Source organism: uncultured Nostoc sp. (genome assembly GCF_937863485.1).
Classification (GTDB): Bacteria; Cyanobacteriota; Cyanobacteriia; order Cyanobacteriales; family Nostocaceae; genus Nostoc.
In genome coordinates this window covers 1-24,007 of sequence record NZ_CALMFY010000015.1, presented here as the reverse complement: position 1 = coordinate 24,007, position 24,007 = coordinate 1, and the positions used below count along the sequence as shown (strand labels likewise).

The 24,007-nt window shown below is 42.0% G+C and carries 19 protein-coding genes and 1 pseudogene; 9 read left to right on the top strand and 11 right to left on the bottom strand.

Annotated elements, in window-relative coordinates; all coding sequences use genetic code 11:
* Position 1 precedes the first annotated feature (1 nt).
* From Q0541_RS02445 to Q0541_RS02425, 5 genes are read left to right on the top strand one after another with little or no spacing between them, the layout of a single operon-like run.
* Positions 2-1,213: a glycosyltransferase gene (locus Q0541_RS02445; RefSeq protein WP_298905066.1), complete on the top strand. Its 1,212-nt coding sequence runs from the start codon at positions 2-4 to the stop codon at positions 1,211-1,213.
* Positions 1,214-1,264: 51 nt separating this feature from the next.
* Positions 1,265-2,224 (top strand): glycosyltransferase family 10, encoded by a 960-nt coding sequence (locus tag Q0541_RS02440; RefSeq protein ID WP_298905063.1) that lies wholly within the window; start codon positions 1,265-1,267, stop codon positions 2,222-2,224.
* Between the two features lie 3 nt (positions 2,225-2,227).
* On the top strand, positions 2,228-3,208 hold the full coding sequence (locus Q0541_RS02435; protein WP_298905060.1) for an Npun_R2821/Npun_R2822 family protein: 981 nt from the start codon (positions 2,228-2,230) through the stop codon (positions 3,206-3,208).
* A gap of 3 nt (positions 3,209-3,211) precedes the next feature.
* The gene (locus Q0541_RS02430) at positions 3,212-4,102 is read left to right on the top strand and encodes an Npun_R2821/Npun_R2822 family protein (protein WP_298905057.1); all 891 of its coding nucleotides are present in this window, start codon (positions 3,212-3,214) and stop codon (positions 4,100-4,102) included.
* A gap of 16 nt (positions 4,103-4,118) precedes the next feature.
* On the top strand, positions 4,119-5,156 hold the full coding sequence (locus Q0541_RS02425; protein WP_298905054.1) for an Npun_R2821/Npun_R2822 family protein: 1,038 nt from the start codon (positions 4,119-4,121) through the stop codon (positions 5,154-5,156).
* A gap of 100 nt (positions 5,157-5,256) precedes the next feature.
* On the opposite strand, the gene Q0541_RS02420 is transcribed toward Q0541_RS02425, so the two are convergent.
* From Q0541_RS02420 to Q0541_RS02410, 3 genes are all read right to left on the bottom strand, one after another.
* Positions 5,257-5,631 (bottom strand): hypothetical protein, encoded by a 375-nt coding sequence (locus Q0541_RS02420; RefSeq protein ID WP_298905051.1) that lies wholly within the window; start codon positions 5,629-5,631, stop codon positions 5,257-5,259.
* Positions 5,632-5,660: 29 nt separating this feature from the next.
* A complete protein-coding gene (locus Q0541_RS02415; RefSeq protein ID WP_298905083.1) occupies positions 5,661-7,385 on the bottom strand; it encodes an AarF/ABC1/UbiB kinase family protein in 1,725 nt (574 codons plus the stop codon).
* Positions 7,386-8,610: 1,225 nt separating this feature from the next.
* The gene (locus Q0541_RS02410; protein ID WP_298905048.1) at positions 8,611-11,253 is read right to left on the bottom strand and encodes a M1 family metallopeptidase; all 2,643 of its coding nucleotides are present in this window, start codon (positions 11,251-11,253) and stop codon (positions 8,611-8,613) included.
* A 534-nt stretch (positions 11,254-11,787) separates the two neighbouring features.
* Here Q0541_RS02410 and Q0541_RS02405 point away from each other — a divergent pair.
* Positions 11,788-13,467, top strand: a complete 1,680-nt coding sequence (locus Q0541_RS02405; RefSeq protein WP_298905045.1) for a DUF3352 domain-containing protein — start codon at positions 11,788-11,790, stop codon at positions 13,465-13,467.
* Positions 13,468-13,579: 112 nt separating this feature from the next.
* Here the strand turns inward: Q0541_RS02405 and mscL are convergent, their stop codons facing one another.
* The gene (gene mscL / locus Q0541_RS02400; RefSeq protein WP_298905042.1) at positions 13,580-14,008 is read right to left on the bottom strand and encodes a large conductance mechanosensitive channel protein MscL; all 429 of its coding nucleotides are present in this window, start codon (positions 14,006-14,008) and stop codon (positions 13,580-13,582) included.
* Positions 14,009-14,311: 303 nt separating this feature from the next.
* Here mscL and Q0541_RS02395 point away from each other — a divergent pair, with 303 nt between their 5' ends.
* The 3 genes from Q0541_RS02395 to Q0541_RS02385 are packed head-to-tail and all read left to right on the top strand — an operon-like array spanning position 14,312 to position 16,486.
* Positions 14,312-15,232, top strand: coding sequence for a class I SAM-dependent methyltransferase (locus Q0541_RS02395; protein WP_298905040.1), 921 nt, complete (start codon positions 14,312-14,314; stop codon positions 15,230-15,232).
* Positions 15,225-16,220: a PrsW family glutamic-type intramembrane protease gene (locus Q0541_RS02390; RefSeq protein ID WP_298905037.1), complete on the top strand. Its 996-nt coding sequence runs from the start codon at positions 15,225-15,227 to the stop codon at positions 16,218-16,220. Before Q0541_RS02395 ends, Q0541_RS02390 begins: the two co-directional genes overlap by 8 nt.
* Before the next feature lie 32 nt (positions 16,221-16,252).
* A complete protein-coding gene (locus tag Q0541_RS02385) occupies positions 16,253-16,486 on the top strand; it encodes a hypothetical protein (protein ID WP_298905034.1) in 234 nt (77 codons plus the stop codon).
* An 82-nt stretch (positions 16,487-16,568) separates the two neighbouring features.
* On the opposite strand, the gene Q0541_RS02380 is transcribed toward Q0541_RS02385, so the two are convergent.
* The 7 genes and pseudogenes from Q0541_RS02380 to Q0541_RS34280 form a co-directional block, all read right to left on the bottom strand.
* Positions 16,569-17,441, bottom strand: coding sequence for a 6-carboxytetrahydropterin synthase (locus tag Q0541_RS02380; RefSeq protein ID WP_298905029.1), 873 nt, complete (start codon positions 17,439-17,441; stop codon positions 16,569-16,571).
* A 123-nt stretch (positions 17,442-17,564) separates the two neighbouring features.
* Positions 17,565-18,266, bottom strand: coding sequence for a J domain-containing protein (locus Q0541_RS02375; protein WP_298905026.1), 702 nt, complete (start codon positions 18,264-18,266; stop codon positions 17,565-17,567).
* 15 nt (positions 18,267-18,281) lie between these two features.
* A complete protein-coding gene (gene cysK / locus Q0541_RS02370; RefSeq protein ID WP_298905023.1) occupies positions 18,282-19,244 on the bottom strand; it encodes a cysteine synthase A in 963 nt (320 codons plus the stop codon).
* A gap of 494 nt (positions 19,245-19,738) precedes the next feature.
* Positions 19,739-20,176, bottom strand: coding sequence for an Rrf2 family transcriptional regulator (locus Q0541_RS02365; protein ID WP_273769373.1), 438 nt, complete (start codon positions 20,174-20,176; stop codon positions 19,739-19,741).
* Between the two features lie 323 nt (positions 20,177-20,499).
* Complete coding sequence (locus tag Q0541_RS02360) at positions 20,500-22,221, bottom strand: iron uptake porin (RefSeq protein WP_298905013.1); 1,722 nt, start codon at positions 22,219-22,221, stop codon at positions 20,500-20,502.
* Positions 22,222-22,830: 609 nt separating this feature from the next.
* Entirely contained in the window at positions 22,831-23,112 is a 282-nt protein-coding gene (locus tag Q0541_RS02355; protein WP_298905010.1) for a 4a-hydroxytetrahydrobiopterin dehydratase, read from the bottom strand.
* A gap of 812 nt (positions 23,113-23,924) precedes the next feature.
* Positions 23,925-24,007 (bottom strand): annotated as a pseudogene (locus Q0541_RS34280) (photosystem II protein D2); the annotation flags it as partial.

The following is a 24,007-nucleotide window of genomic DNA, read 5'->3' as shown; positions in this document are numbered from 1 at the left end:
TATGAAAAATTCTGCTTTAAAAAAACACTATATTTTTTTCATTGGTGAAGAGTTGCCGCAGCCAGAGGCTCACCTAGTCCAGTCTACAAATGCAGCTAACGCCGCCGCCAACTTGGGATACTCAACAGTTTTAGTATACCCTGACAAAGGAGCAAAAGTGATTAACCCAGTTAATCTAGCTCGTCCTTTTCAACCGAGAAAAACACCAACGGAACTTGTTAAATATTACAATCTCCATGACAAATTAAAAGTTGCTCCCTTACCGATGCCTTGGCCAATTGACCATTTTCCGAGCAAATTTACTGACTCTAACACCATTGCCAGCAAATATTATTTACCATTTCACATACTTCCGACTACCAAACTTGTCCACAGTCGCAACTGGAATTTTGTAAAAGCTGCCATCAAAAATGGTGCTCCTGCAATTTATGAACACCACCACCACGAAGACAAGCCATTTGAGCCAGAAATTGTCACAAATCCGCTATTGCAAATTGCTGTCACAGTTGTAGACACCATCCGCGAAAGCATGATTAAAAATGGGATGCCACCAGAAAAAGTAATTAAGCTGCACAATGGTTTCAATCGATTGTTTATGCAGAGACAACCAGAAAAAGCGGCAGAATGGCGTCAAAAACTATTGCAAGACGAAAGCCAAAAATTGGTAGTTTATGCGGGAGCATTACAGCAATTTAAAGGTATTGATGTACTAATTGATGTGGCTAATGAAATGCCGAATGTGCAATTTGCCTGTGCAGGTGGTAAACCAGCAGAAGTCGAATATTATCAGCAATTTGTAACAGAAAAACAGATTTATAACATTAAATTTTTGGGATATGTTTTGCATAATGAGTTAGCATCTTTGCTACAAGCAGCCGATGTTTTAGCTCACCCTCATTGTTCGGGAAAAGCGGCAACTTTCACATCTCCCTTAAAGCTATTTGACTACTTCGCCTCTGGAACTCCCATTGTAGCGACAGAAATTCCTTCATTAGTTGAGTTTCAAGATACTCACTCCATTACTGCTTGGTGTGAGCCTGATAACCCCAGCAAATTTGCCGAATGTCTGAAACAGGTTTTAGAAACTCATCCCAGAAAAGTAGAAGGTTATCCAGATAGTATCGAGTTTGTCAAGCAGTTTTCTTGGGAAAATCGAGCGGCAAAAATCCTTAGTTATGTTGATGAATCTCTGCTTCCCTCACTTATTGTGTAGGGGAAAATGGGTGAAATTAGGGAAAATAACTGATGACAAATAATAAATAAAATGACTATTAAAACTGTAGGTATGATTAGCAGCTATCGAGGTTTAGAAACCAGAGCCGATTGGCTGTGGCAACAAACCCCGAATCAATTTGGAGTTTGGGGCAATATGCAAATGCAGGCACTGGCAGCAAAACCAGATTTTCTGCTGATGTATCAATTTGATTTTCCCCAAGCATCGCCACAAAAATCTTGGTTAGATAGTTTTCGTAAACAGCAGCAAAAATCAGTAGTAAATGTTGATTCTCTACTGCGTGGTGTCAACAAAGAGGGGATTATTTATTTACTACGAGAACCGCCTTTAGATGAAATTGTCGAAATAACCAATCATAATTACCAACAAGCCCAAAAGTATTCCGGCTACGTTTCTGGGCCTGATGATTTTGCTCCTACTCCAGACTATATGCCTGCTATTTGGTATCATTCAAATTCATTTCAAGATTTAAATGAAATGCCACCTCCCCAAAAAGTTTCCCCATGTAGTTGGATTACTTCAGGAATTAACCGCACAGTTAATCATCGCCAGCGTTTAGACTTTTTGCAGTCCCTACAATCTAGTGGCATTAAATTTGATTTATATGGGCGTAACTTACCAGAATCGGCTAAAAAATCGGGAGAATTGGGTAATAAATGGTATGGCATGGCACCATACTATTACAATCTGGCAATTGAAAACTATGCTGATAATAATTGGTATGTGAGTGAGAAACTTTGGGATAGTTTGCTCGCTTGGTGTCTGCCAATCTACTATGGTGGCCCGGCTGCTGATAAATTATTGCCACCAGGTAGTTTTTTAAGATTGCCCAGTTTAGATGAAAAAGGCATTGCCTACATCCAAGAAGTGACAGCTACACCTGATGCTTGGTATGCTGCCAAAGATGCGATCGCAGAAGCACGTCAAATCATTTTACACAAATTAAACTTGCTTAACTGGTTGTCAAACTTTGTTGCTAAACACTCATAAATTATGAATGGTATTTGTACTCTTGGCAATGACTATGTTTTCGATCAACTGGTGGCTTTGCTCAACAGTATTGATGTTATTTTAGGCTCAGAAACTCCTGTTTGCATTTATCCTTTCGATGATCAGACACAGCGAATTGCTGATGAAATAGGTAAACGTCCTAATGTATTTCTTTACGATAATCAAGAATCAATCAACCGCTGGGATCAATTTATGCTGACAGCAGCACCAGAACGATTGAATCGTAGTAAATCCCGTCTTTATGGCGCTCACCGTCGTTTTTGCGCTTTTGATGGGCCATTCGATAAGTTTATTTATTTAGATGCAGATACCTTAGTGATGAACTCACTAGCGACAGTATTTGAAAAGCTAGATAGTTATGATTTTGTTGTCTACGATTTCCAATTTAAAGACGTTAGTAAAATATATAATGTTAATTCTCCCAAATTACTAGAAGTTTTCGACCAAAAGCGCATTGATTCCGAAATATTTTGCTCAGGCTTCTATGGTGCGAAACAGGGAATATTTAACTCTGAACAAAGAGATTGGCTGATATCCCATTTACAAAATGGTGAGGCAAAAATTTTATATGAAGGTGCTGGCGAACAACCATTGGTAAACTACATGGTAATGAGGTCTAATCTTTCTATTTATAACTTTGCTCGCCAACTGCCAGATAATGAAAAAACAGGATGTTCTGCCACATCTAAGCACTTTGAGGAACGAGAACATATTCTCTATGACAAAGGTAATCGACTAACTTACCTGCATTACATTGGTGTTCCTCCTAATATCAATCAAGCAGTCTGTGCTGGAGAAAATATTGAGTTTCCCTATCGAGATTTATTTCTCTACTATCGTTACCTACACGAACCAGAAAAGCGTCCAGTCTTTCAAAACCCTCCTAAGAGTTATAATGACGCTCCAATACCAACTTTACTTACAAGAGCTTTGCGAAAATTTAAGTTAATTAACCAAGGATAATTTATGAGTAGGGGAATTTATATTGTTGCCAATGATCGTGTTATCGATAATGCTATTGCCTTACTCAATAGCATTCGTTACTATGACCCAGAAGTAACCATTTATCTCATACCTTTTAATGAAAATTATCAGAAGGTAGCAGAACAGCTTGCTACCTTACACAACGTCCAAATTTTCCCAGATTTAGAATTTATTGACAAATTTACCAAACGCATTGGAGAAATTTTTGATCGAGATTTTCTCGCTTTACCAAACAAAATGCGTAAACTAGTGGTGTGGTTTGGTCCTTTAGATGAATTTATTTATATAGATACGGATATTGTCGTTTTTGAAAAAATCGCCGACAATTTAGACAAACTTTCAGAAGTCGATTTCTTCTGTTGTGATTACCATCATGCCAATGACAAGCTGCGAAATATCTTTGACCCATTTGTGAAAGAGCAACAAATTTTTTCCGATGCCCAACTTCAAGATGTTTTTAACAGTGGCTTTTGGGCTTCGAGAAAAGGAATTATTACCGAACAACAGATGGATGAAGCTTTGCGCGAGTGTGCAGTGCATCGCGAATATTTTGATTTTTCTGAAGGAGTTACAGACCAACCCGTTCTGAATTATCTTGTTCTCAAACTAATTGCCAAGCGTGGTAATCTCGTTAAAATTCCTGGGGGAGGACCTGGTAGTTGGGCAGGTTCGCAAAATTTCCAGCAGCAAGAATACGCCCTCTATGACCGAGGACAAAGACTAAAATATCTTCATTGGGCTGGTACGCGGATTAAAACTGGTAGTCCCTATTGGCAATTGTGGGAACACTATCGTTATCTCCATGAGGGCAAATTCGCCTTCATCCCCAAACTGACTCGCCGTTTATTTCCCTTTGTTGTTGCCCGCACTTAATATTAGGAGTATCCCAATGATTGATGGCATTTACATCCTAGCGAATGATGTTGTCTATGACCAATTAATTGCGTTGCTCAACAGTATAGAAGCTAATGCTGGCAGGAAAATTCCTATTTGTATACTTCCATATAATCAGCGATTAGACAAAGTAAAGGCAGAGATTGCATCTAGAGATAATGTCACCTTATTTGAAAATTATGATTCCATAGCTTATTGGGATAACTTTGCTATCCAGATATGGAAAAATTACCCTAGAGCACAAAAAACTTGGCGAGAATGGGGCTTCCCGGAACTCTATGAGTTACCAATGCACCGCAAATTTTGTGCTGTGGATGGTCCCTTTGATAAATTTATTTATTTTGATGCAGATACTTTATTAATGGGATCCGTAGATGATGTATATGAAAAATTAGATACCTATGATTGGGTAGTCAATGATTTTCAGTATAAGTCTGATTTAAAATTTATTTTTGATGGTTCGCCAGAGCAGATGCAGCAAGTTTTCAACTCAGAAAACTTGCAATCTAAAGTATTTTGTGCTGGTTGGTTTGCCAGTAAGAAAAATATTTTTTCTACAGCTATAAGAGCCGACTTACTCAACAAATTAACATCAGGTGAGGCAGATGTTATGGCTTTTTTAGCGCCTGACCAATCTTTATTTAACTACATGGTGTTGAGAAGTGGGATTTCGTATTATAACTTTGCTTTTCATGACTACCAACAGGCAACGGGTAACCACTGGAGTTCTCAATTTGATGTGGTAAATAACGTCCTTTACGACGAAGGACGGAAGTTGACGTACTTACACTATATGAGTATATCTTCTTCAGCTTTTGTGCGGCTTTGCGGGGGTGAAGATGTTGATATTCCTTACCGCGATGTTTTCTTATATTATCGCTATTTAAAATCGCCTGAACAACGTCCTCAAACCTTTACGCGTCCAAGCCAGCTTGTGCTTCTGCAAAAGTCTACTAGTAGTTTTATTCAGCAAAGAGTCAATAACATTAAGTTAAAGTATCGTAACTTCAAGGATAGAATTAATGGGTATTAACGGCTAGAGCCGCTTACTACAAGCCTTTAATTATTCACGCCCACTTAGTTATATTTCTATACAGTTCAGTTAATAATAACTTAACCATATTGTTCTAAATCTATGACATAGAATCTAAATCTAAAGATCGCATACCTTCGCGTTCTATAAAGGTCATCATACTTCCCAACTGCAACCAAATTAATAAACAAGTAAACAGACTAATTGGTAGACCGACTCCTAAAGCCAAAGAGGAGGGAAAGCCAAATATTTCTAAGCCTGAAGACAGAAATAGACAAGTACCGGCAGTTATGCCGATAAATGGCACAAGTAATTGTTTCAGTGAAGAACGAGGTTTGGTATTTTCCGTGCGCTCGCTTGGCCATTTCTGCACAATTACTTTCAAAGTACCAGATAATGCCAAACCAGATGTTAATGCTGTTAGAAAGCCAACAAGTAACAGAAAATAAGGCGGTTGCACAGGAAAATAGTACATGAAAACTCCTAATTTATATTAAATAATTTTTATTTTTTGTTTGTTGACTGATTTCCAGCAAAAGACCCAAGGAATGTAGCTTTTGGGAGGATAGCAGCTGCGCCTTCCCTGGATAAGTCTGTTAAAATACCGATCACTACATTTAGTAAACGTTCCGGTTTTAAGTCATCTTTAATCAGGTTCCACAGGCGTTGGACATCTTCGGTGTGGAGGCGGTCATCTTCGGTAAGAGCAAGTACCAGTTGTCGCCGCAGAAACTTGCCTTCTTCGGACATTAAATATTGGAACCCCATCTGGGCTGTGGGCAATACATCAAAGTTGTTATCACTACGAGCGATCGCAATTAAATTTTCTAACCGCTGCCACTGGAATTTACCATCTTTGAATAATACATTCAATAATCGTCGCCGTAATTCCGGCGATTCCCCTGTAAGCAACCGCCGTGCTATATAGGGATAACCTACTTCAACAATTTTAAAATTCGGGTTAAGGCTAAGGGCAATACCTTCCTGAGTCACCAAGGAACGAATAATCAAAGCAAACTTCGCCGGAACTCGGAAAGGATATTCGTACATCAGTTCCGAGAATTCATCGGTAATAGTTTTGAAGTTAAAATCCTTGACATTTTTGCCAATGGCGTTTCCCAGCACTGCTTCTAATGCTGGCACAATTGGGCAAATATTCGTGTCTGGAGTCAGAAATCCTAATTTTACAAAATCTTCGGCTAAGTCGGTATAGTCTTTATTTACCAAATGCACTAGTGCATCTACTAGTGCTTCTTTGGTGGTTTCCTCCAACTGATCCATCATCCCGAAATCAATGTAAGCCATACGACCATCAGGCACAGCAAACAAATTGCCGGGATGAGGGTCAGCATGGAAGAAGCCGTGTTCCAAAAGCTGTTGCAATCCTGAAGTAACACCAATTTGGATGATCGCCTCTGGGTCTAAACCTGCTTCGCGGATGCGTTTAGTGTCCGTCAGCTTGAAGCCATCAATCCATTCCAGCGTTAAAACGTGGGTATTGGTATAACGCCAGTAAATTCCTGGAACTTTAACTTGCGGGTCGTTGCGGAAGTTGCTAGCAAAGTGTTCGGCATTGCGGCCTTCATTAATATAGTCGATTTCTTCAAATAGCTTTGTGCCAAACTCGTCCACAATTAAACTTAGGTCGTGACCGAGATTGAGGGGTAACCAGGGAGCTATCCAACTCGCCGCCCACCGCAATAGATAGAGGTCGCGGGTGAGAATCGGGCGTAAGTTGGGGCGTTGCACCTTAACTGCGACTTCTTCGCCGCTGATCAGACGACCACGGTATACTTGACCCAAGCTAGCAGCAGCTACCGGGTTAGGTGACAGTTCACTAAAGCTTTCATGGATTGGACGGTCTAGCTCAGTTTCGATAATCTGGTAAGCGATCGCATTATCGAAAGGTGGTAACTGGTCTTGTAACTTGATCAGTTCTTCTAAAAAATCTTTGCGTATCAGGTCAGGCCTGGTAGAGAGGGCTTGACCAACTTTAATAAAAGTCGGGCCGAGTCTGGTCAGCAGTTCTCGCAACTGGATAGCTCGTTTACCTTTATTCTGCTCAACTTTATCTTGCCATTCGTCCCACTTGAGATTGAGTAGAAATCCTGCAAAAGAGGAGATAATTCTCAGCAGTCGCCCCCAGGCAAGCCAGGGACGGTAACTATAGTAGCGAGCGATCGCATCTGGATTATAGAGTTTTAGCTGAGTAGGTTGATACTGACCCACGCCTTTTTTTGCCTCTTCAACTGAAAAATTTACAATGATGGTTTTATGCTGACCCACAAGTTAGTTGCAAGTTCAGAATTGCGGTAGTCTTTTATCTAAAACAACTAAAACTCTATCCTTTGGGGATAGTGTTCGAGGCGATTTTAGCCTATATTACTGCCTAGATTTGTTTATCTTTTTCTTAATTATACTTTATAAAACTACAACTACTTATCCAAGTTTCAGATGATTTTATCTTTTCTTAACCATTGTTTATAAAAATATAAATATTTACCTATGTTTGATGTATACAAATTTAAATAAACTGCGATAGTTAAGTAACTTTATTTACTAATAGTTATATGGAGCAGTAGTACTATTACTGTCTTGGATTTAATCATTTTAAAATTCAGATTGTCTTAGCCACCCATTTAGCTTTGCCTGAATACTCCTGCGATCATGGTCTTCTAAAACACTCGTCCATAATGAAGTTAAGAAAATAGCACCATAGGTGACTGCTGTAACTGAAATTACAGCCCATTCAGAAGTTATTCCTAACAGAAACAGACTTTTCTTGACTAACCAGGACAAGCCCAAACAGCATACTACTGCAATTTAGACATGTTATATCCTCACCGTATATTAGTTTCAACGAAGCCAAAACGCGCATAGAATGAGCGTAAGTCAGGTGATCTATTTCATACCAATTATGTATGAAGATGCGCCAAACTACATGACGAACTAACCGCATACTCCTACGGAGAAGCAAGCTACGCGCAGCGTCTCGTAGAGAAGAACGCATTCGCGTAGCGTCTCGTAGAGAAGGACACAAAGAAAGAAATAAATAAATAAATAAGAAGCCAAGAAAATTTGGCGTAGCCTCACAAAGAAATGGTATCAGGACTTACGCACAGGTAACGGAAAATCGAACCACAGAGGACGCAGAGAAGCCAGTGCGCCCTTGCGGTTTCCCGACTTGTACTCCTACGGGGAAGCAAGCTACGCGCAGCGTCTCCCTTAGGAGAAGCAACTGGCGCGACACGAAGGAATAAGAGTTTGAGAGGTTTTTTGCGTAAGTCCTATATTTGTTCGGTTTCTTGCGGGACAAAATGTATAGTTAGGTGGATGAATCAACCCGCGACTCATAACATAATTATCATTTAGGACTGTTATAAATTTGATAATTGGTTGTGGTTTTGCCACAATTACCAATTATCAATTAGCTACTTTTAATTATCATGTAGTGCTATTTAGATTTGGCCTCCAAGTTTTCTAAACGGCTTCTTAATTCCTGGTTTTGTTGTTTGAGTTGGTCGAAATCTTCACGCAATTGACGCAGGGTTTTTTCTGAACCAATATTCTTTTGCACCTTAGAAATTTCTTCTTCAGCATAACGAAGTACACGCCCATCGACTGCTTGTTCAGCTAGCGATCGCAAAATCCTGACTGCTTTGGGTGTTTCCATTTGTCCTAATGCTGCTGCTACCGCCACTTGCGTTAAAAAGAAGGTTTCTTTGGCTAGTTCTGTTAATTTTTCTAAAATTCGTTCCAAATTAACCGGACTTTGACCTACAGAAATCTTTCCTAAAGCGCGAATTGTAGCTAAACGTAGAGGTTGTGGTACACCAAGTTTGGTGTATTCGATTAACACATTTAAAGCTGTTTCTGAAGTTTTGAATTCAGCTAAACCAGCAACTGCACCACTCCGCACCACTTCATTCCAACCTGCTTTCTCTTCTAAAACGCCTTTCAGCAGCTTTAATACCTTGTCTTCCTTGGGTTTTTCTTCCAAATTTGCAGATGCGATCGCCCCGATCACACGAGAGGCTGTTGCTTCCACGTAGTAGCTGGGATCGCCCTTTTGCAACAAGCTTTTTACAACTTTATAGCTTTCAGCAGTTTTGATTTGAGCAAGTGCTTCCACTACAGATCGTCGCACGTAAGCATTTTTATCTTTTAATCCAAGAACTAAGCCATCAAAGGCTTGGTCTAAATTAATTTGGGCTAGTTGTTTAGCCACTTCCACACGCACACCCCACAAGGGGTCATTTTTTAGCGCCGCAGATAGTGCAATGGTAGCTTCTAACCCGCCTTTTTTCGCCAAAGCTTCTGCTGCATAGATGCGCGAAATCGGGTTGGGGTCAGATTCTAACTGGGCTTTTAACTCTGGTATTGGATACTCCAAAGCTACTGTTTTCAGGTAATTATTCCCAACATCAAAGCTGATAAATTGGGGCTTATTTTCTAGGGGAAAGTAGAAGCTTTGTTCACGTTCATTTACCCGCACTACAAAAGTTTTGAGTTGTGAGTTATGAGTTTGGAGTTGGGAATTATTTTTAACTCCTAACTCCCCACTTCTCACTTCTTCTTGTAGCGGATAGCCAAAACCAATAGGGATTTTTAAATCAAACAAATCCTTACTGCCATTTTTACCTTCAGCAGCTTGGGTTTGAGTTACCGTAATTTTTGCTAAATTAGCATCTCCATCCCAAGAGTAAGCTACTTTAAAATCGGGATGACCACCACGATAAACGTATTGGTCAAAGAGGAACAAAAGATTTCGTCCGGTAGCCTTTTCAATCGCCCTGAGTAAGTCTACTGTTTCTACAGTTTTGTGGGCATTATCTTGGATAAATGTTTGGATCGCCTGCCAAAATAATTCATCTCCTAATTGAAACCGAATCATATGATAAACACAAGACCCTTTTTCGTAGATGTGGCGATCGTAAAGTTCAATAGCTTCCCGGTAAACATGTGTTACCATTGGTCGGCGGTAGCGGCTGCTATCTTCACTAATGTAACGACGAGCTTCCAATAAACGATAGTAAGCTGCTTCTTCTAGACTATATTCCTGTTCTGTCCATATCACCTCAGAGTAGGAAGCCATTCCTTCCTTAATCCAAGCATGAGACCAATGTTTAATCACCACCAAATCACCAAACCACTGGTGCGCGAGTTCGTGAACGACTAAAGCTTCAGTGTTGCGGTTATCTAAGGCAGCGCGTTCATCCAGCAAGCATCTATCTGTTAACAGGGTTGTGGAGGTGTTTTCCATCCCGCCAAAGATGAAGTCATCGACGCAAACCTGGGCATATTTCGGGAAAGCATAGGGATAGCCATACTTTTGGCTCAAAAATTCGATCATGCGGGGAGTTTTACCCATGCTGCGTTTAGCATCTTCCTCCCGTCCCTTTTCTACGTAGTAGGTGACTGGTTTACCCTTCCACTCATCCCGAATTTCGGCAAAATCACCTACTGCCAAAGTCATCAAGTAGGTAGGATGAACTTGTTGCTGTGACCAATGGTAGATTTTGTAATCACCATCTGCTGTAGTGTCAATCAGTTCGCCGTTGGAAATCGCAATGAGAGGGTTGGGAACACGGACGCGAATTTCTGAAGTAGACAATTGTCCTGGATAGTCAAAGCAGGGGAACCAAAAGCGAGAGTCCTCGTCTTCTCCCTGAGTCCAAACTTGAGTAGGCTTGTTTGGGTAGTGCTTGTCTGGTTGAATAAAATAAATACCGCGTTGCGGTTTTGCCACCGAGTAGGCGATCGCAATCAGTAAGCGTTTACCAATCTGGGTCACCTCGGAAAGTTGGATGGAAAGTTGTTCCCCCTGGTAGTCAAAATTTTGTGCCACCTCGTCCACCTGCACAGACTCGATATTCAGGTTGACAGCATCCAAAGTCAAACGGTCAATGCCATTACGGATTGGTAAGAGGCGAATGCTACAACTGCCCTGATAGCTTTGCTTAGGGATATCCAAGCTGAGATCGAGAAAAATATGCTCTACCTGTCCGGGGCGATCGGGGTTGTAGTGTGGTCTTGCTCCCGGTAACTCAAAAGGTTTGTGTGCGTTATTATCTGTATCAAAATAAGACTTCGACATTGATCCTTACTGACCTTGTAATCCTGAAAAGTCTGCCTTGGCTGGATGTAATTAAGCAAAAAGCGGTGTCTGTATTTCCTAAATCAATTGAGGACTCCCCTTTGCGATTGGGGAATTGAAATTAATCTCACCCGAATTTCCGAACGTCGGCTGCCGATCCTTGGACTTTTTTCCATATCCCTCCCGCATCTGCTTTTCCTGATGTTTTGCACTTTTTTGTCATCGAGTCAAGAGTCTCTTACACCTTGATAGATTCTCATTAAGTACAAATACTCCTAATTATTCTTATAACTTAGGATAGCTTGCCTCTGTTGAACAGGCTATTTTGTTTGAAATGAACAGCATATCATTTGCGGATTCGCTCCTCATCCCATTGAAGTATTTTTGAGAGTAATTTTAGACCGCTAACTTATAGGATTACTAATTTTATCAGTAAATACCGATCAATGAGCGGAAATTATTAATAAATCCGAAAACTCTACAATGACACTTATATAAATCTCAGTGACAATCTGAGCAAAAGAGGATAACAAAATGCCCGAAAGTAAATCAAAGCTTTTCATTCCCGCTATTGGCGCTGCTGTAGTTGTAGCAGGAAGTATAGCGGCTTATACGTATTTTAAAAGCCCATCAGGAGGTAGCTCAGACGCTCTAGGCAGTGCTAAAGTAGTACCTTCAACAGCATTGATGGCAACTTATATTACTACTGACTCTCAAGGCTGGGCAAAGTTACAGCAGTTTGGCACTCCAGAAGCACAAAAGTTAGTGGCGAAAAGTCTGGAAGATTTCAATAAGCAAATATTCAGTGGCAGTAACGTTTCTTATGAAAAAGACATAAAGCCTTGGGCTGGTAGTGTAATGATTGCTATACTGCCACCAAATCCTGTGAAATCGGCACAGTTAAACGTGCCCTCTGGGGCATCTAATGTACCAACAAATTTACAGCAGGAACCAAATATCCTGATGGTGGTGGGAATCAAGGATAAACTCAGTGCCTTGAATTTTGCTAAAAAATTGAAGTCAGAAAAAGGGGTAAAATTCCAGGAATCTGACTACCAAGGTCAAAAAATTATCGAAACTACAGAAAATGGCAAGCCGACGTATAGCGTAGTTTTAAATAATAGTCACTTGGTATTAGCCCCCCAAAAGCAAGCTGTAGAAAAAGCAATTGACACCTTTAAGGGACAGTCTTCTTTTGCCAGTAAAGAAGGTGCCAGCACCATTCTCAACAAAGGAGTGGATGTCAAAAACAGCCTCGCCCAAATTTATGTACCAGACTATGCAGGGATGGTACAGCAATTAGCTGCCGCAAGTTCGCAGGCAAAGCAGTTACCTCCACAAGCCTTGGCGCAACTGAAGCAAATAAAATCTGTGGTGGCGGGTGTTGGTGTTGATGATGCGGGAGTGCGGGTAAAAGCGATCGCCAATTTAGATCCGCAACTAAATAAATTTCAGTATCAATCAAGTCCGGGAAATATAGTGGGGCAATTTCCCACTGATACCTTTGCTCTGGTTAGCGGAAACGGCATCAGCCGTAGCTGGGAAACGCTAGTAGAACAGTCAAAAGATTATCCAGAAATGAAGCAAGCTTTGGAACAAGTGCGAGGACAACTTAAATTTGTCAATATTGACCTGGATAAGGATATTTTTGGTTGGATGAATGGGGAATTCGCCTTTGGTGCGATTCCATCTAATCAAGGGGTGTTAGCAACTGTTGGTTTTGGAGGTGCTTTAGTATTTGACACTAGCGATCGCAAAACTGCCGAAGCCACCTTGACAAAATTGGATACTCTTGCCAAAACCCAACAAATCAACGTCGCCAACAGAAATATCGGTGGTAAAGACGTAACTGAATGGCAAATTCCCCGACAGGGAGCTTTATTGGCACATGGTTGGCTGGATCAAGATACTGTATTTGTAGCTCTTGGTGGCCCAATTGCTGACGCAGTTGCCGATCGCAAGAATCTATCTCTCGACAATGGCGATGTCTTCAAAGCCGTTACTGGTTCTTTGCAAAGACCCAACGGTGGCTATTTATACCTGGATATGGATAAAACTAAAACTGTGCCCCTGATCAATAGTTTTGTATCGTCTAACGCCGATACCATCACCATCCTGAATTCGATTCGTGGTATTGGTTTTACCGCTATTAGTCCTGATAAATCTACTAGTGAATTAGAAATGTTGTTAGCTCTCAAGCCTACTGTAAAGTAGGGCATTGGGCATGGGGCATTGGGTATTGGACATTGAGTATTAATTATTCTCCTCTGCTCCCCTGCTCCCTCATCCCCTGCCTCCTCTACTCCCTCATCCCTCCAATCCCCACTTACAAAACTTGATTATTCCGAGTTTCCAAGGTTTGGTTGAGTCTATCCAACGCGCTAGTCAATCTTTCTTGGGCTACAAGGTTAGGATCTGGCAAGGGTTCATCGGCGACTTCTTCTTGTCTCTTGAATTTTTGTAAGGCTCGAATTGCTACAAATAAAACTAAGGTAATGATTACAAAGTCAACTATTGCCCCAAGAAACTCACCAATCTTGATTCCTGGACTAATGGTGATTGTTCTCCAGTCTTTGCCAGTAAAACTAACCAAGGGATTAATCAATGGCATGATCACATCTTCAACAAAGGAAGTAACAATCTTGCCAAAAGCACTACCAATGATGACAGCGATCGCCAAGTCAACTACATTGCCTTTAAGGGCAAAAGCTTGAAAATCTTTTAAAAAGCCACTTGCTCTTCTTCCTCTAGCCATATTTGACTCCAATAAGCTTAACTTACTGTTATAAATGGCACTCAGCTTTTTTCTATCCCTGTTGAGACAAATGTTGCTAAGTATCAAAATTTTACCAGTCTTGAATAAAATTCCAAAATGTAAACCAGCATAATTCTCATTTTCTCAGAACTTTGCTGCTCTCCAAATGTCAACCTTCTATAATATTTGTTGCTTGGGGCAAGCCAAAGGAGGCAGACTGCCGTTATACAATTCAATTCATTTCTAGACTGCCGTCCAGCAAGTATGTCATAAGTAAAAAAGCTGTTGAACGCGAATTAATTTATGACCGCTGCTGTAAATACTACTCCTGGCTTCGCTTCCCGCTTGGTAAATGGGGTACTGGCAATCAAGCCTTTAGCTAACCTAGCCAAGCATCAAGCTAGACAAATGATGATTAAACGTGCCGAAAGAATTGGCGTGCCTTGGACGCAAGAAGTCGAGACACTACAGGCGCGTGATTGGAAGGCTGATCTAGCTCAAGTAGAAAATCCTCAGCTTTCCTACCCAGAATACTACTTGCGGCCATTCCATGCCTACGAAGGTGGAGACCTCAGTTGGAAAGCCGCTTGGGAGCTAGAAGTTGCTGCTCGTACTGTCCATGCCGGAATTTGGCAGGATGCTGGAGCCGAAGGAGATGCTAAACTGCGCCAAAGTTACCACGATATCCTCAAAGCCCAAATCCCCAATCAACCCCAAGATATCCTAGACTTGGCGTGTGCTGTGGGTTTGAGTACCTTTGCCATGCAAGAAATTTATCCCCATGCCAAAATCACAGGCTTGGACTTATCTCCCTACTTCTTAGCTGTTGCCAATTACCGCGCTCAACAACGTCAAGCTAAAATTAATTGGCTTCATGCCCAAGCTGAATCTACTGGGCTACCAGATGCCTCATTTGATTTAGTCTCAATTTTCTTGATGTGCCACGAATTACCCCAGTCAGCAACCCGACAAATTTTTGCTGAAATGCGGCGCGTGCTGCGTCCAGGTGGCTACTTGGCAATCATGGACATGAATCCCAAATCTGAAGTTTACAAGAAAATGCCAGCCTACATTTTGACGTTGCTCAAAAGTACTGAACCGTATTTAGATGAATATTTTGCTTTGGACATTGAGCAAGCTATTGTTGAGGCGGGTTTCCAAACTCCCACTATCACCAACAATACCTACCGTCACCGTACAGCGATCGCTCAGGTGAGTGGTTGATTTTTCTCTACTGCTGTGGGCAGCGATACCACCGTTGCTGCTGCTAGGCTACTACTATTGTCGGGTGCCATTTGCCCCAACTCTGTCAAGGTTGCTAATGTTCTTTATCATCGGGGCAATATCTGGTATCTTAGCCCTTAGCCTCGAATGGATTTTTGAAATTGTAGCCAACAAGGTTGGGGACTGGCATCAGATTAAGCGATGTCTGGCGACAAGCCGCTGCGCGTCTACGCTTTTTGGTATAGCCTTGCGGCAGCTCGTGGAAGTAGGCCCAATTGAAGAAGGCTGTAAGTTGGTAGCGGTTGTTGTCCCAACCTGCTATCTGCAACGCAGGTATCGATTACTTCACTCTACCGTTTTCTTGTTCACTGTAGCGGTTGCCCTCGGATTCACTGCCGAAGAGAATTGGATTTACCTTTTCCACGATACCGCATCAATTCTTGACCGGACTATAGGTACACCAGTCCACGCCATGTTCTCTGCGCCTTGGGGATATGCCTTAGGAATCTATATTTCCTCCCACACTCGGTTAAATCGAGACAAGAAGTTCATTTTTCGGGCTTGGCTAAATTCTGTAATCTGTCATGCCCTAGTTAATGTCCTATCTAGTGCTTGGCGTTACTCACTACCCCTGCGTTTTCTTAGCTATGGTTTATTTCCATTTCTATTGTGGATGTTTTGGCGACTGGAACAATTGCTGCGAAAAGTGCAAGGTAAACCTGTAATTATCCTGATTTCAGACCGTACACCCCAGCGCCGTTACTGGCAGAGGAGTTTAGTGCTGTTTGCCCTCGTCCTGGGTGGAAATGCTATTTTTGGGCTGTTTCTCTTAGCCAGGATTCTAAGTCCCTTGAGTCCGTCAAAGCTTTTTGATGTTGATATTTTGTGGTTTATATTTAGTCGCTTTTTACTAAATCTCTTTTTTGGAGTTTTAGCCTGGGGCATTTATCGCTATTTGCGACATTCCGCCCGGCGGCGGTATTTTTAAAATATGATTTAGGAAAATGCTAGGGGGTTTCTATGCAAACAACTCCAGTGCGTTGGACGACTGCTGACCTAGAGCTATTTGCTGGCGATTCTCGTTCCGAGACAGGGTTCAGGAATATTGGATTTGCGATTATTATACAGAAAAAAGTTGAAGTTTATCGTCGTGAACAGGCTGCATTAAAGCTAGCAGTTACTTTATTTAGTCAAGATGAGTTGACAAGTCCTTTGCTACCTGGTTTTAACTGTTTAGTAAGTAAACTGTTCTAATTTTAGATTCTTTTCGTTTATAGGGCATTAGGCATGAGGATGATATAAACTCCCTATGTCCTATGCCTGGATTTTCAATTAGCTAAACCCGTGCTAACACTGGCTGATTCACGGCTGCGCCGACTGAATCTGATTCTAACTCAGTACAGTAGATTTCGCAGGAGTTATTGGAACTTTCAACCAGTTTCACTTTGTAAAGTTTAGCTCCCAATTCCTGAATAGGCGATCGCAATAAATTGCTAATGTAAAGTGCGATATTCTCAGCAGTGGGCACAACTTCGGCAAAATAAGGAATGTCTTTGTTTAAAAATGTGTGATCGAATGGCTCCACTACATAATCTTCTATAACTTGGTTCAACGCTCCTAAATCGACAATCATGCCGGAGCGTGGATCAATTTCCCCTTTGACGGTAACTTCTAAATGGTAGTTGTGTCCATGACCGTGGGGACGGGCGCACTTACCATAAACAAGGGTGTTTTCTTCGTTACTGAGGTTAGGGTGAGCTAGCCGATGGGCAGCGCTAAAGTGAGTACTGATGGTGAGGTAGGCTTCCATTGCGTTTCCTATATAATCTGCCCAAAGTTCAGGATGTTCAAATAACTGCACACGGACTAAAGGTAAGTGGGGTGCTAGTCGCTGCCAGATAATCCGTGCAATATTCTCAGTGGTGGGCAGAGTTTGTTGAAATTCTGCCCACACATCGTTGAGATAAGAGAAGTCCAATTGACTGGTAACTTCCCCTGTGATTACGTGTTTCACATCGGACAAGTTCAGCACCATGCCATATTCATTCAATTCCCCGGCAAGGGAGACAAATAAGACATAGTTATGTCCGTGTCCCGGAAATCTAGAGCAAGCACCAAATTTCTCAATATTCTCGGCTTCACTCAGTTCTGGCAACCAATAACGATGACTTGCCGAAAACTGGGCGCGGCGATTAACAATACATTGCATGAGTACACTAAAAGCAGAATTTAAAATTTCTTAATCTTTTTCTGTTTCCAGCATAAACTAATTCCTAAGTTCTGTGTCATTTGTCATCCAGCGAAATTGACCCATGCCCTGTTTGGCCAATGACTATGTAACAGACGCTTGCGCTTCACAGTGTAATCCCGTAGCTATGCGGAATAGTTCTTGACCTGTGTGTAAATAACGCTCATCGTAGTTCAAAGGGAAGTAACCTAATTCTTCGAGTCCATCTGCTACTTGATCGAGGGTGTAATAGAGGTGAGCCGCTGTTCTTGCTAGACTAGGCGGATTTGGCAGAGAGCGAAAAGTAATTTGTGCCTGCTTCAAGTCATCTCGACAGGTTTTTAAATATTCCTGAAATTCATCTAACAACTCATCATCAAAGGGATCAGCGGCTAATTGATCCATTTGTTCTTCTAACGAATAAAGAATAGTACAAAGTAAGCGATTTACTGGTTGGTAAACTTGGCGCAGCCATTCCTCTACTTGCTCGTCAACATCGCGTCCTGTTTTTCGTCTTGTCTGGTAATGCTTTTGCGCTGATGCTGTACGCTGTAGGCGATCATTATTTAATTTTTGGGAGTCATCTTGCAGTTGTTGGTCATAATTACGGCGATTTTGGTTATCCCTTAAGACCTCATAGGCTGCATTGATGCGGATAATCTGCTCGTGATCGGCTGTTTCCTGATTACTGTCAGGATGAAACAACTTAACCAAGCGGCGATAAGCTTGCTTAATGTCCGCTTGGCTGGCACTTGGACTAACTTTGAGAGTTTCGTAATGGTTAGAAACGTGCTTAGAATTGACCATTAATTCAATTTATCGTTAACTGACGCTAGCGGCTAATCTTGCCTCCAGGTCTTGGAACAACGGTGTACTCAAATACCTCTCACCAAAACTGGGCTGAATCATCACAATTAAACGTCCCTTATTTTCTTGACGTTGGGCAACGCGAATTGCTGCACATAAAGCGGCTCCACTGGAAATACCAGATAGTAGCCCTTCTTCTTTTGCCAAACGCCGACTATAAGCGATCGCTTCTTCATCGGTGACGGTAATCACTTCATCAATCAATTTTATCTTTAGCACTTGGGGAATAAACCCAGCGCCAATTCCTTGGATTTTGTGTGGCCCTGGCCGTCCCCCAGATAAAACTGGGCTATTAGCTGGTTCAACTGCGATCGCCTTAGAACTAGGCTTGCGTGCTTTAATCACTTCTGCTACACCACTGATCGTACCACCTGTGCCGACCCCTGCCACGATCATATCTACTTGTCCATCGGTATCTTCCCAGATTTCCTCTGCTGTGGTTTCCCGATGCACTTTTGTATTGGCTGGATTGCGGAACTGCTGCAACATATAGGTATTTGGTGTAGTATTAACCATTTGCTGCGCTCGCCCAATTGCCCCACTCATGCCTTCCATTCCTGGCGTTAGTTCCAGTTCTGCTCCATAGGCCCGCAACATTGCCCGACGCTCCCCACTCATCGTCTCTGGCATTGTCAAAATTAATCGATAACCCTTGGCTGCTGCTGCCATTGCTAGGGCAATTCCTGTGTTTCCAGAGGTGGGTTCTACCAATACTGTCTTCCCAGGAGTAATCAGCCCCTCTTCCTCGGCGGCGTTAATCATACTCACCCCAATCCGGTCTTTGACTGATGCCGATGGGTTCATACTTTCCAGTTTCACTACAATTTCAGCAACACATCCTTCTGTTTGGGGAATGCGGTTCAACTGCACTAGGGGTGTACGACCAACCAGTTCTGTTATGTTACGAGCTATTCGCATAATTTAGTCCTTAGTTATTAGTTATTACTTATTAAGTTAAGTGGGTATGAATAATTAAAGGTTTGTAATGAGTTAGCGCAGTCTTCTCCCACAGAGGCTAGCGGCTGCCGTAGGATGCCCGAACGCAAGAGCGTCTCCTGTCTTGAGAAGGGCTGTAGAGAGTTTCCCTCATGAACAACTTAGCGCAGCGTAAAGCCTGCGGCATGGCAACTCTTAGAGACACTCTTACGTTCGCTTAGAGCGAGTCTTCTCGCAAAGGGAGACGATGCCGCGCTACGAGCGTCACCCGTACCCCTGGATCTTGCTAGCAAGAGCGTCTTCCAAAGAGAGAGGGGGAAGCGGCTCCAGCCCTATTTTCTAGGGAGAGAGCCGCTTACTGCGAGCTAAATTTAATTATATTTACATTGCGTAACATAGTTTTATTTATTCTTGCCTACTTACTTAGTTACTAGTCAAGAGTCAAAAGTCATTTGTTGATGACTAATGACTCTTGACTAAATGTAGTACATGATATCCAACTGCCGCCGGGAATCTCGTTTTTCACAAAGATCCTGGAGCGTATATTTTTGCAACACTGAATTTGCCGCGCGACTTGCTTCTTGCCAAATTTCTTCTATAACCGAACTGTCTAGCGTTTTGAGATTAACGTTTTCTTCACAAGTCCGCACCTCTAACCCTTCTAAACATTCCAAAATCTCAAAAAGGATGATTTTTCGGGGTTCTCGCGTTAACAGATAGCCACCTTTTGATCCGCGCTGACTCTTGACTATACCCCCACGCCTCAAGGTTGCCAGTAGCTGTTCCAGATAGCGATCAGGTATGTTTTGTTGTGCTGCAATATGTCGAATTTGCAGCGGTTCGCCGCTTTCGTAATGAGCGGCCATCTCTAATAAGGCTAGAATTGCGTATTCCGATTTACACGATAGTTCCACAAGCAGCAATAAGTTAGGGTTAGGAGTTAGGAGTCATTCAATTTAGATTTTAGATTGAAGGAAAAATCTAAAATCCAAAATTCAAAATTGGCAGAGTTAGGATATTAGGCAACATGTAACCGCCAATCTTTATTAGAAAAGTTCGATCAAAAAAAGTTACTCACGCCGTAAGTTAGAACTTTTTAATTCTTAACTCACAGCTCTTAACTTTTTTAGTATACTCCGGTTACCTACTGGGGTTTATTGCTGCTACTGACAACAAAAAACCCCGCCTGATGGCGGGGATCAATAGAGTTCAAAATTGTCAGTGGATAGTCAGCACTCTAGAAAGTGAAAGTCGTTCTGAGCGTACCGATAAACGCATCATCGTTATCGCTGTTTTGACCAGGAGAGGTCAACCAGATTACACCAGGGGTAACTGAGACATTATCTGACACGCGATACTTGTAGAAGCCTTCAAAGTGATAAGGTTTATCATTACCAACAAAACCTGGTCGGTTAAAGGAATAGGGTTCGACACCAGCAAAAAGACCTAAAACGTTACCTTTTTTACCGAAATCAGGTAAGGCTACTCCAACACCATAGCTCCAAGCGTCAAAATCATCATTTGCACCAAAGCCGGTGATATCGTGGTAAGAGACGAAGCCACTAATTGACAGTTTGTCGCTGGGCCTAAAGGCAGCCTCCACACCATAAGAATTACTTGAAGATGCATCTGTGGTACTTAGAATGTTAGCTTGTCCAGTACCTACTTGAACATCTCCAAAAGTTCCATCTGATGTGGAACCTGAGTTGAACAAGAAACCACCTGCGGCACTATATCCGTGAACATAGGTAGCAGCTAAAGCCAAACGATCGCCAACACTAAAGTTCAACTGTCCTAAAGCAGCATAGTCACCGTCGGCCAGACCTGAACCAAGAACAGGAGTATTAGCTTCTGATGCCAAGTAACCCGCAGTGATTGAGCTATTTCCCAAGATGCCGCCACCTTTACCAAGGGGTAGATTGAGTGCTATACCTGCACCGCCACCAATACGATAGATAGGACTTTCAGAAGCAAAGGTAGACAAAGCACCATTACCGCCGTCAGTAGTATCAAAAAAGTAAGGGTTGTTGACAGCGGCATAATGGCTATGCCGTCCGCCACTAGCTGCAAGGTAAACTTGGGCTGGACCTATGGGAGCTTCATAGGTCAAGCGGTCTATCTTGACACTATTGTTACCAGTGCTACTGACTTCAAACGTTTGTGTGCCTTCAGCAGTGTTGATCGGATTACCAGCGTTATCCCTTAGTGAAAAAGCTTGTGCATTACCAGCAGCAAGACGAGTGTGTAAAACGTCTCTACCTGTGAAGCTGGTTTGCAAGTCTAAACGTACCCGATCTTGGAAGACAGTATTGTTGTTGTCACCAGTGTTACCTCCAAACGCATCACTAACGGCAAAAACGGCTTCACCGACTAATTTTGTAGTAGTGGAGAACTGATTGGCTTCTAATTCAGCAGTTCGCGCTTCTAGGGAATCGACACGACCGCGTAGGGTTGCCAATTCGGCAGAAAATTCTTCTTGCAACCGTTGCAAAGTCGCTAAATCTTGTTTGGTCACCAAGTCAGCTGTTGCTGTGGCAATCAATTCGTTAACCCGATCCAAACAGGCATTCAAACCAGCGGCAAATTCATAACGGGTCAAAGCACGGTTACCGCGATAAGTAGAATTTGGGTAACCTGCAATACAACCATAGCGCTCAACCAAGGACTGCAATGCTTGGAATGCCCAGTCAGTAGGTTGTACGTCGGAAAACTGAGAAACCGATGTTACTTGAGACTGAGAGTTATTTTGGTTGCCTTCATTGCTGTAGCGATTAACTTGATCTATGGTTGTTTGAGCCAATATTTCTGGCTGTTGGGCAACTTCCGTTACAGCCGGTTGTTTGGCTGGTGATACTTTAGTGGTTGTGGTTGGAGCCGCAATTGCTGTTGTCGAAACTAACAATGTTGCTCCCAAAACTGCTGGGCTAACCACTAAGGATTTCCACAAGAGATTAGACATCTTTTCTTTACTCCTCACACCTTGTTTAGATAATTGTATTCGTTGCACTTAAAATCTCAAAAATGTGACATATCATTGAAACCTGTGCATGAGGCATAGTTGCCACTACTACAATTTTAGTTTTTGCAAAGCTAATAAACGATTAACTTAGGGTTAAAAACTTATGTGATTAACTTATGCAAAAACATATGTTTATATCATAACATTATAAAACATCTGATCTAGATGGCAAGATTGGAGTGATCGGCTTAATAACTGTCACACATACTTATCTAAATATCTAGGTAGGGAGTAGGGTTTAGGGCATTTGCTCCCTACTTGGCTAAATTGCTCAAAGCTTTAGACACTTAGCAGCTTGTCAGCAAAAATAACTTCTTGTACTTAGCGCTAGTAGAAATAGAACACCAGTTAAAACACACTGGCTCGGCTATACAAACGAAGTTTGCTTGTCTGGTATTATGATCACAAACACCAGCTTAGGAATCAAGGGTTTTGAAACCCGCGTCCTCGAAAGCAAAACCCATAGTTATACTCTTAAAGCTTGCTAAACGCTGAGTCTCGCGTTGCCGTGACTTCCAGTTTCTTATTGCAAGATATCAGAAAAATCACTTAGTTGATTTGGGAAATCACCCGTGCTAGATCAAAGTCTGTCTGCGTCAGCCCGCCTGCATCATGTGTTGTCAGGGTAATCTTCACTTTGTTGTAGGAAATTTTTATATCTGGATGATGTCCTGCTGACTCAGCCGGCTCTACCAGCTTATTGATAAACTCAATTGCTTGGATAAAATCCTTGAATCTGCGAGTAGTCTGCAATTTGGAGTCTTCAACAGTCCAATCTGACAAAACCTTTGCATTTTCTTGAATTTCCGCCTCAGTGAGTAGTTGTGTCATATCAAAAAATTCCTATATATCTGTTACATCTTGCATCTTATGAAGGCAAACCCCTTTTATTCTCCACACAGAAAGTATGGGAGGATAAACTAGGGCATAATGCGTGTATGTATATTTAAATCAAACTCGGTAGATAGATGCTATTACTCACATCTGATCAGTTGCCAAGGTTTGAGCCAAAATATTTTTATTTTTAAGAAAACTTAGACGCGTTGGCTTTGCCTGCTACCTCGGCATGGTTCGACTGCGCTCACCAGCCGCTCAGTGACCACCGCAGGCATCGCCATCTAAGTTTTCAAAAGCAACCTTTGATAAAATAAAAATCACCCATAAAAAACTATCCGCTCTGATTTAGATCAGGTGATCTAAGTCAGAGCGGTCTAGCGGGTCTTCAGGTTGCAACCAGACTGCCGGAAGGAACTCCGAGCTTGCCTAGCTACTTGAGCTAACTTAGTATCTCAGGATGACTAAGGCTAACTTTTAGAGAACAGCCCCGGCACACAGCCGGCTAACTGCAACCTGATGACCCATGCATTTACTACTTTCTATCATGGGCATCACCTCCTTGTTGCCTAAGCGGTCTAAGTCTCAAAAGGGCAGAGCATTTGCTCCGGGTTTATAACCTTCATCTAATATAACACATAAATTTAAAAATAATTAACCATATAAAAAAATCCCCCACCAATAAGCGGGAGATGACTAGAGAATGGGGAATATTGACACATTCTTAGCTTATGCTAAGGAGATTATTTAATCTGGGTGATGTCAATTTTTAGAAACCACAATTTCAGATCATGGTCGGCTTTTAATACTTAGAGAGCGTTACCGCGAGGTAGAACTTCCTCAGGGAATACAAATTGTTCGTGGGGTTGATCTTGAGGAGCCATCCAAGCGC

Bases quoted from the DNA above. Each gene is read 5' to 3' on its own strand.
- Q0541_RS02445 (WP_298905066.1), top strand. From the start codon at position 2: ATGAAAAATTCTGCTTTAAAAAAACACTATATTTTTTTCATTGGTGAA.
- Q0541_RS02440 (WP_298905063.1), top strand. From the start codon at position 1,265: ATGACTATTAAAACTGTAGGTATGATTAGCAGCTATCGAGGTTTAGAA.
- Q0541_RS02435 (WP_298905060.1), top strand. From the start codon at position 2,228: ATGAATGGTATTTGTACTCTTGGCAATGACTATGTTTTCGATCAACTG.
- Q0541_RS02430 (WP_298905057.1), top strand. From the start codon at position 3,212: ATGAGTAGGGGAATTTATATTGTTGCCAATGATCGTGTTATCGATAAT.
- Q0541_RS02425 (WP_298905054.1), top strand. From the start codon at position 4,119: ATGATTGATGGCATTTACATCCTAGCGAATGATGTTGTCTATGACCAA.
- Q0541_RS02420 (WP_298905051.1), bottom strand. From the start codon at position 5,631: ATGTACTATTTTCCTGTGCAACCGCCTTATTTTCTGTTACTTGTTGGC.
- Q0541_RS02410 (WP_298905048.1), bottom strand. From the start codon at position 11,253: ATGTCGAAGTCTTATTTTGATACAGATAATAACGCACACAAACCTTTT.
- Q0541_RS02405 (WP_298905045.1), top strand. From the start codon at position 11,788: ATGCCCGAAAGTAAATCAAAGCTTTTCATTCCCGCTATTGGCGCTGCT.
- mscL (WP_298905042.1), bottom strand. From the start codon at position 14,008: ATGGCTAGAGGAAGAAGAGCAAGTGGCTTTTTAAAAGATTTTCAAGCT.
- Q0541_RS02395 (WP_298905040.1), top strand. From the start codon at position 14,312: ATGACCGCTGCTGTAAATACTACTCCTGGCTTCGCTTCCCGCTTGGTA.
- Q0541_RS02385 (WP_298905034.1), top strand. From the start codon at position 16,253: ATGCAAACAACTCCAGTGCGTTGGACGACTGCTGACCTAGAGCTATTT.
- Q0541_RS02380 (WP_298905029.1), bottom strand. From the start codon at position 17,441: ATGCAATGTATTGTTAATCGCCGCGCCCAGTTTTCGGCAAGTCATCGT.
- Q0541_RS02375 (WP_298905026.1), bottom strand. From the start codon at position 18,266: ATGGTCAATTCTAAGCACGTTTCTAACCATTACGAAACTCTCAAAGTT.
- cysK (WP_298905023.1), bottom strand. From the start codon at position 19,244: ATGCGAATAGCTCGTAACATAACAGAACTGGTTGGTCGTACACCCCTA.
- Q0541_RS02360 (WP_298905013.1), bottom strand. From the start codon at position 22,221: ATGTCTAATCTCTTGTGGAAATCCTTAGTGGTTAGCCCAGCAGTTTTG.
- Q0541_RS02355 (WP_298905010.1), bottom strand. From the start codon at position 23,112: ATGACACAACTACTCACTGAGGCGGAAATTCAAGAAAATGCAAAGGTT.